At 65.3% G+C, this 8,712-nt stretch carries 2 protein-coding genes and 1 pseudogene; 2 read left to right on the top strand and 1 reads right to left on the bottom strand.

All coding sequences use genetic code 11. The features are described 5' to 3' along the window. Positions 1-125: 125 nt before the first annotated feature. A pseudogene (locus DXT59_RS10280) lies at positions 126-307 on the bottom strand (IS256 family transposase); the annotation flags it as partial. A gap of 422 nt (positions 308-729) precedes the next feature. Here DXT59_RS10280 and DXT59_RS10275 point away from each other — a divergent pair. Then, complete coding sequence (locus DXT59_RS10275) at positions 730-7,908, top strand: beta-1,3-glucanase family protein (protein ID WP_116136810.1); 7,179 nt, start codon at positions 730-732, stop codon at positions 7,906-7,908. A 90-nt stretch (positions 7,909-7,998) separates the two neighbouring features. Next, the gene (gspG, locus tag DXT59_RS10270) at positions 7,999-8,463 is read left to right on the top strand and encodes a type II secretion system major pseudopilin GspG (protein WP_116136809.1); all 465 of its coding nucleotides are present in this window, start codon (positions 7,999-8,001) and stop codon (positions 8,461-8,463) included. The last annotated feature ends 249 nt before the right edge of the window (positions 8,464-8,712 follow it).

Raw genomic sequence — 8,712 nt, 5'->3', positions numbered from 1 at the left:
TCGACAATCAGATTCTCAGCTGAAACCTCCACCGCCTTCAACTTCCCGCCTCAACTCCCCCGTACACCACATTCGACTTTAGCTCCGTCAAGAGTGGTGCATGAACAATTTGACGGCGATCGATTTCAAGCGGCGAGTTTCTGCTGACGCGGTCGATTGCCTTGCACCGGTTCGCCGTCCTCGAAGGCAACGCCCTCGAGCAACAGCTTGATCTTTTCCGGGCCGTGGATGCGGCGCCGGGTTTTCGCGCTTCCTCGGTCAGCTTGAATGCCGTTCCGAGGAGGGCGAGTCGCGAAACGCAATTACGCGCTTCCCGTTTACCGGACGGTGCTATTACCCCGCTCATCCCCCAAAACCCCGCATACATCTCGTTTTGTCATGCATTAGAAAGCCAATTTTCACCAATACGACACCCGCCCGTCAGGACTTCGTCATTTATTCATACAAATTGACGATTTCGAGGGTTTACACCTAATCAATTTCGAATTTCCGGGCCGTTATCCGCAACTAGTGCCACGTAAGGGTCATCCCCTATTTGTCGGGTGAAACGTTTGCGCGCCGCCAAGAACGGGGCGAGTCCGACGGGGCGGGCGATGTATCGGGAGCGTAGGCGGGACCAGCCGGAAGTCGGGCCCCGGGGGTCGCGCTGCATGGCATTAAGGGGCGTGCGCGGGATGCGCAGCCTTGAGTGCAAGAGGTACCTAAAACGCAAAAACTGGGAAACTCAACATGCGCAAAAGTGTTAGGCATTCAGCCTGGCAGGGTGCGGGTTTATTGCTCCTGTTATGGGGGCTATTCCTGCTATCCGCGGTGCCTGCGCGTGCGGCCGTGCCTCTGCCGCCGAGCAATCACATCCGGATCAACCTGGGTGCGACGCCGTGGAAATACATCAAAGACGTCGATGATCCGAACTCGATGAATCGGACCTTCGACGATTCGAAGTGGCAGTCGATCGGCGTGCCGCAGACGCCCGCCGACAACGACACCTTCCTCAACATCGAGTCGGGCGGCGGCCAAGGCCAGTTGACCGGCAATACCAACTGGTACCGCAAGCACTTCACGCTCGATCCCTCGTTCGGTCCCGACCAGCTCAACCGCAAGATTCTCGTCGAGTTCGAAGGCGCGCACACGGGCGTGCAGGTCTACATCAACGGCCACTTCATCCCGGGCAATAGTCAGGTCGCGGCGAACGCGCAAGCCACGCACGTGATCGGCTTCATTCCGTTCGTGGTCGACATCACGCCTTACGTGCAGTTCAAGGACGCGAACGGCCAGCCCTTCGACAACGTGCTGGCGGTGAAGGTCTCACGCGGCGACAAGTTCTTCGAGTCGCCGAGCTTCTCGGGTGCATTCCGCTTCGGCCAGGACGACACAGGCATCTTCCGCCCGGTCTGGATGGACATCACCGACCGCATCCACATCCCCGAGAACGTCTACGCGGTGCTCAACACGTGGGGCACCTATGTGGCGACCGTCACGGCGAACGATGCGTCCGCAACGATCCGGGTGCAAACCAACGTCCTGAACGAGTACTCGTCGGACCAGCCGGTCACGCTGACGACACAGATCGTCGACGCCTCGGGCGCAGTGGTCGCCACCGCGCAGGACACGCGCACGCTGCCGGCCAACAGCACCGGGCCGCTCGCGCCCGCCCTGTTCGATCAGATCTTGACGGTGAGCAACCCGCATCTCTGGTATCCGAACAACAGCATCTACGGTCATCCGTACATGTATCACGTGATCCATTCGGTCAGCGTGAATGGCGTGGTGGTGGATACCAAGGAAAGCCCGCTGGGCATCCGCACCATCACCTGGAACCAGAACTTCCCGATTATCAACGGTCACCCTCACTTCCTGTGGGGCGCCTCGGGCCGTTACGACTACCCAGCGCTCGGCTCGGCCGTGCCGCCGAACCTCCAATGGCAGGATCTATCGCTGCTCGCGCAGGCGGGCGGCAGCTCCTATCGCCCCGGCCACTCGAGCCAGGGCCGTGAGTGGCTCGACGCCGCCGACGCCTACGGCATCATGATGCTGCAGCCCAGCGGCGACGGCGAAAACGGCTTCAGCGCGATCTGTAGCGGCACGGTCACGGGCAATTGCGTATCGGCCGACAACATTACGCTGAAGGAAGAGCTGCACCGCGACATGATCATCCATGATCGCAATCATCCCTCCGTGCTCGCCTGGGAGGCGAACAACGGCAAGATGGACACCAGCATCGCCAAGCAGCTCAAACAGATCTCGCGGACCTGGGACTTCGTCAACACGCGCGCCCAGGCTGACCGCACGCCGGATCCGGCCAACGGCGACATCCTCGGCTGCTCGGGCCAGGGCTGCGACGTCGGCGTCAAGCAGAGCAACCCGGGCGTGCCTGCCTATGGCTCGGAATACTGGGGCGACGGCCTGGGCCGCTGGAAGTACGATTTCGAGATCCAGTTCGCCGCGTCTTACATCCGCGACTGGGTACACAGCGTGGCGGGCAAGTCGTTCGGTATGGCGCACTGGTACCTCGCCGATACGCCGGGTGAAATCAACACGCAGACCGACGGCACGTTGAATACCAACGTGCGTTCGAACGGCGCGTCGATGATGGACGCGAATCGCTTCCCGCGCCTGCTGTACTACATCTACCAGGCGCTCTGGACGCCGAACCAGATCAAGCCGGTGGTCAAGCTGGCGAACACCTGGAACCGCAACACGACCGGCAACGTGCGCGTCAACGCGTTCAGCAATTGCCATTCGGTGCAGTTGCGCCTGAATGGCCAGATCGTCGGCCCGGCCCAGACGCCGAACCCGGTGAACCAGGACCCCTCGGCCGATATCACGCAGAACACCACGCTGCTGCCGGACCAGGTCCATTGGGACAACATCCCGTTTCAGCCGGGCACGCTGGTGGCCGAGTGTCTGAACGACGACCTGCAGGTTGCCGCCACCGACACGCTGGTCACGGCCGGCCCGGCTGACCACCTGTTGCTGACGGTCGATCCGCAGATCACCAAGCCGGACGGCGACACCTTCGTGCTGACCGCCAACGGTACCGACGCGGCCACGCTGACGGCCAAGGTGGTGGACGCCCAGGGCAATCTGGTGCCGGACGCCGGCCAGACGCTGACCTTCGCCGTCAGCGGCCCGGGCACCTATCGCGGCGGTACGGACCACTACGTCGACCACTCGCAGCCGCAGGGCTGGCACGCGCCGGGCGATCCGAACCTGCTGGCCGAAGGCGGCATGGCGAAGATCGCAGTGCGAACGCAGTTCCAGCCGGGCACCGTCAACGTCACGGTCTCGTCGCCGGGCCTGGCCAGCGCGAACGCCTCGTTCGTGGTACAGCCGGTGCCGCTCGCCGACACGCAGCCGTTCGACGGCACTGACATGAACGTCGGCCCGCAGCAGCAGAGCGCGCCGCAGATCCTGACCCAGCCGAGCGACCAGATCGTCACGCTGGGCCAGAGCGCCACCTTCACGGTGCTCACCGCCGGCGCGACGCCGATCGGCTATCAGTGGTTCAAGAACGGCCAACCGATCGCGGGCGCCAACGCGTACAGCTACACCACGCCGGCACTGCAGCAGGGCGACGACCACGCGACCTTCAGCGTCGAGGTCGGCAACAGCATCGGCAAGCTCGATTCGCGCAATGCCGTGGTCTCGCTGGTGCAGCCGCAGGCGCCGACGATCCAGTTGCAACCGCTCGCGAAAAACATTACCGCGGGCCAGAGCGCCGAGTTCACGGTGCAGGCCTCCGGCTCGCCGGTGCTGACCTACCAATGGCTGAGGAACAACCAGCCGATCGATGGCGCGAACTCGCCGGTGTACGACACGCCGGTGATGCAGACCACCGACAGCGGTTCGCTCTACAGCGTGATCGTCAGGAACAGCGCCGGCGTCGTCACCTCCGACCAGGTGGCCCTAACGGTCAACGTGGCGGCGCCGCCCGTGATCGTCTCGGATCTCGCTGACCAGAGCGTGCCGTTCGGCCAGAGCGCGACCTTCAGCGTGAGCGCCACCGGCTCGAACCCGCTCAGCTACCAGTGGACCCACAACGGTCAGCCGGTCGGCGACAACGAACCGAGCCTGCTGATCTCGCAGGCCCAGTCCACCGACGCCGGTAGCTACGTGGTGACGGTCACCAACACGGCCGGCAACGTCAGTAGCCGCACCGCGACGCTGACCGTCAGCGGCACCGACGCCTCCAACCTCGCGCTGGGTGCGCTGGCCAAATCGAGCAGCGATCAGAACGGCGGGCTGATGGCCGCCAACGCGATCGACGGTTCGACCACCACGCGCTGGTCCTCGGCGCCGGAAGTCGATCCGTCCTGGCTCGAGGTCGATCTCGGCTCGGTCAAGACCTTCAACAAGGTCGTGCTGATCTGGGAAAACGCCTACGCCTCGCAGTACGACATCCAGGTGTCGAACGACGAGAAGACCTGGAACACGGTGTTCCCGAACGGCCAGCCCGATGGCGCCGGCGGCACCACCGCGCCGGTCACCGGCGCGGGCGGCACCGAGACGCAATTCTTCGCGAGCCAGTCGGCGCGCTACGTGCGCATGCTGGGCCTGAAGCGCGCCACGCAGTACGGCTATTCACTGTTCGAGTTCCAAGTGCTGGACGCGCCGCAATGCTCGGCTAACAGCGCCACCGAGCGCTACACGCCGATCCCCGCGCAACCGGGTACCTGGCAGTCGACGATTCCGGGACTGCCGTCCGGTCCGTTCGTGCCGACCGTGAAGGACAACGTCAGCGGTCTGACCTGGCAGCAGACGTACACCACCTTCGCGGCCGACGGGGCGCAGTTCACGCAGCAGATCGCCGACCAGTACTGCAAGTCGATCGGCATGCGGATCCCGACGCTCAACGAGGCGATGACGATCGCGCGCGCCAACTACGCATCCTGCGCGTTCCCGTCGCCGTGGCGCACCTGGACCACCACCCCGGTGCCGAACATCGACAACAACGCCTGGTTCGTCGAGTCCTCGGGCAAGTCCTGGGCGGGCATCATCAACAACACGCCGGGTTGGGTGATGTGTGTGTCCGGCACTACCTCGCCGGCACCGGTCATCGTGACGCCGCCAGTGGCGACCACGGCCAGCGAAGGCCAGGTTGCGCGCTTTACGGTCGCCGTCACGGGCACCGGTCCGCTCGACTACCAGTGGAAGCGCAACGGCCAGTTGATCGCGATCACCACCATCCCGTCGTACACCACGCCGGCCCTCACGGTCGCGAACGACAATGGCGCGATCTACACGGTCGACGTCAGCAACGCCGGTGGCACGGTGAGCAGCGCGCAAGCCCTGCTGACGGTGGTGCCCGCCACTGTCGGCAATGGCGGCGATGGCGGTGGTAACGGCAACAACGGCGGCACTGGCGGCACTGGCGGCACTGGCGGCACTGGCGGGGACAACGGCGGCGGTGGCAACACGCAGCCGCCGACCCCGAGCGCGAACCTGGCGCTCGGCAGGCCTGCCGTCTCGACCGGCAACGAGAACGACGGCTACGGCCCGTCCAATGCAACGGACGGCAGCCTGAATTCGCGCTGGTCCTCGGCCTTCTCCGATCCGCAGTCGATCACGATCGACCTCGGCACGGTGCAGACCGTCGATCGCGTGGTGCTGCGCTGGCAGGACTCGTACGGGGTGGACTACAAGATCCAGACCTCGACCGACAACGCCCAGTGGAACGACGCGGTGACCAAGACGGGCGACACGGGCGGCACCGAGGACCTGCGCTTCCCGGCGCCGGTGCAGGCGCGCTACGTGCGCATGTATGGCACCAAGCGGGCCACGCAGTACGGCTATTCGCTGTTCGAGTTCGAGGTCTATAACACCGCGAACACCCCGGCCTTCCCGATCACGGCCACCTCCAGCGGCGCGGGCACGCTCACGCCGACGGGCAGCACCTCGGTGCTGCAGGGCGGCGTGCAGACCTACCAGTTCGTTCCGGCCGCCGGCGGCGCCGTGACGGGCGTGCAGGTCGACGGCAAGGACATCGGCATCGTCGATCATTACACCTTCGACGACGTGCTGGCGCCGCACAGCATTAACGTCACGTTCGGCCAAGCGGCGGCGGCGGTGAACCTGGCGTTGGGTGCCAAGGCCACGGCGAGCGGCCTGGAGGGTGACGGCTATCCGGCTTCCAATGCGGTGGACGGCAACCTGAACACGCGCTTCTCGTCGAACTTCGCCGATGACGCGTCGCTCACCATCGACCTTGGCAAGGAAACCACCTTCAACCGGGTGGTGATCAACTGGGAGAACGCCTACGGCAAGCAGTTCCTGATCCAGGCCTCGCACGACAACGTCGACTGGTCGAATACCGTTTATACCCAGGCCAACGGCAAGGGCGGCATCGACGACCTGTCGTTCAACACCACGACGGCGCGCTACATCCGCTTGCAAGGGCAGCAGCGCGCGACCGGCTACGGTTACTCGCTGTTCGAGTTCGCGGTGTACAACGATCCGTCGAAGGCGGCAGGCACCGGTGGCGGCACCGGCACTCAGCCGCAGCCGGCCAGCCCCTTCATCGAGCAGCCGGCCAACCAGTCGGTACCCGTCGGCCAGCCGGCTCACTTCGCGGTGATGATGTCGGGTACGGGGCCGTACACGTACCAGTGGCAACTCGGCGGCAAGGCGATCGCCGGCGCGACCAGCCGGGTCTACGACACGGCCGCCGCGGTGGCCGGCGACAGCGGCAAGCAGTTCAGCGTGGCGGTGACCGGCCCGGACGGAACGGTCGTGACGTCGAACAGCGCCACGTTGACGGTCGACACGACGGTACCGAATTACACCGTCAAACCCGGTCTGATCGGCGTGGACCTGCAGAACAACACGCAGGGCGCTTACTCCGACGACCAGGTGTACGTGGCGGTGATTGCGCGGGATCCGGCGACGGGCCAGTTCGCCTGGCTCAAACCGGACGGCACGATCGTCGCCTCGTCGGTGGCCGACAACGATGCGCCGAACCACCTGACGGCACCGAATGGCCAGAACTACAGCAACTACTTTTTCACGCTCGCGCAGAGCAAGACGCTGCAGTTGCCGCCGATGTTCTCCGGCCGGATCTTCGTGTCGCTGGGCAGTCCGCTGTACATCAAGATCAACCAGGCCGCGGACGGCAGCATCGGTTTCGCGCCGCCCGATCCGAACAACGGCACGGACCCGAGTCTAGGCATCCCGTTCGACTGGTACGAGTTCGCCTACGGCGGCAACGGTCTGTGGATCAACACCACGCAAGTCGACGAGTTCGGCTTCCCGCTCACGCAGGACGTCTACTCGGCGAACGGCACGGTGCATCAGCGCACCGGCATCGCGCAGCGTCGCGCCGATCTGTTCCAGGCCTACACGCGTGAAGTCTCGACGGCCTTCCAGCCGTCGGCCCCGTCGAACTTCCGGATCATGGCGCCGGCTCACGACTCGTTCGCGGCCGGCAAGGCGAACGGCAACTACTTCGACGGCTACGTCAACGACATGTGGACGTTCTACGCCTCGAACGACCTGCCTGTGGTGGCGGGAGCGCGTGCCTTCGTCGGCCGCACCTCGGGAACGCAACTGGTGTTCAAGGAGATCGACCAGCACAACGGCCAGTTCGCCGGCAGCACCTATGCGGTGAACAAGCCGAGCACGCAGGCGGTGCTGCTTTGCAACGACGTGTTCCTCGACGGCGATGCGACGCAGCAGCAGATCGAGGCGCAACTGTGCGCGGCGATCAACCGTCACGTGATGGGCGATGCGAGCAAATGGAACGTGCCCTCGGCGTACTACGCGGCCTCGCCGTACAACGAGTACGCGCGGTTCTGGCACGACCACGGCGTGAGCGGCCTGGCCTACGGCTATGCCTTCGACGACGTGAACAACCAGAGCTCGACGATCCAGGTGCCGGTGCCGGAGCACATCGTGCTCGGGATCGGCTACTGACGGCCGGCGGCTGATGCCGCAAGGCACTGGCCAGGCAGATCCGGGCGCCCGCGGTAGGGGCGCCCGCTCAATTTTTTCGAAGGGTGATCGATGATCAACGGGACCACGGTCCAGGCGAGCGGCGCAAGCCGGCCACGGCTCGCAATCCGCCGCCGCGCGCGCGGCTTCACGCTGCTCGAACTGCTGGTGGTGCTGGTCATCATCGGCATGCTGGCGGCGATCGTCGGGCCGCGCTACTTCGCGCAGCTCGGCAAGTCGCAGGTGACGGTAGCCCGCGCCCAGATCGACGTGCTGACCAAGGCGATCGACAACTACCGGATCGACGTCGGCCGCTTCCCGACCGCCGAGGAAGGGCTGCAGTCGCTGGTCGTCAAGCCCGCCAGCGCCGACAAGTGGAACGGCCCCTACCTGAAGAAGGATGTGCCGCTCGATCCGTGGGGCCATCCCTATGTCTATCAGGTGCCCGGCACCAAGGGCGACTACGCGGTGATCTCCTACGGCCGCGACGGGCAACCGGGCGGCGCCGGCGAGGACGCCGACATCAGCAGCGAATGAAGCCGTGCCCGAGTCCGCGCGAGCGGACCCGGCATCGCCTTGCGCCCGCGCCCACCGCGAGCGGGCAGCGGACGCAAGGCGATGCCGTCGGCAGGCAGGACAGACACACCAGGCGGCACCATGCAATTTGAAGTCAGAGCGCTTTCACCGGAGAACCGGATTGTCGCCCTCGTCGTCGACGCCCAGGACGAGGCCGGCGCGCGCGCCCACGTCGAGGCGCGCGGGCTGCACGTCACGCGCGTGGCGCCG

It is taken from the genome of Trinickia diaoshuihuensis (assembly GCF_003390925.1).
Taxonomy (GTDB): Bacteria; Pseudomonadota; Gammaproteobacteria; order Burkholderiales; family Burkholderiaceae; genus Trinickia; species Trinickia diaoshuihuensis.
The sequence above is the reverse complement of the archived record's forward strand: the minus strand, read 5'-3'. Positions and strand labels throughout refer to the sequence as shown.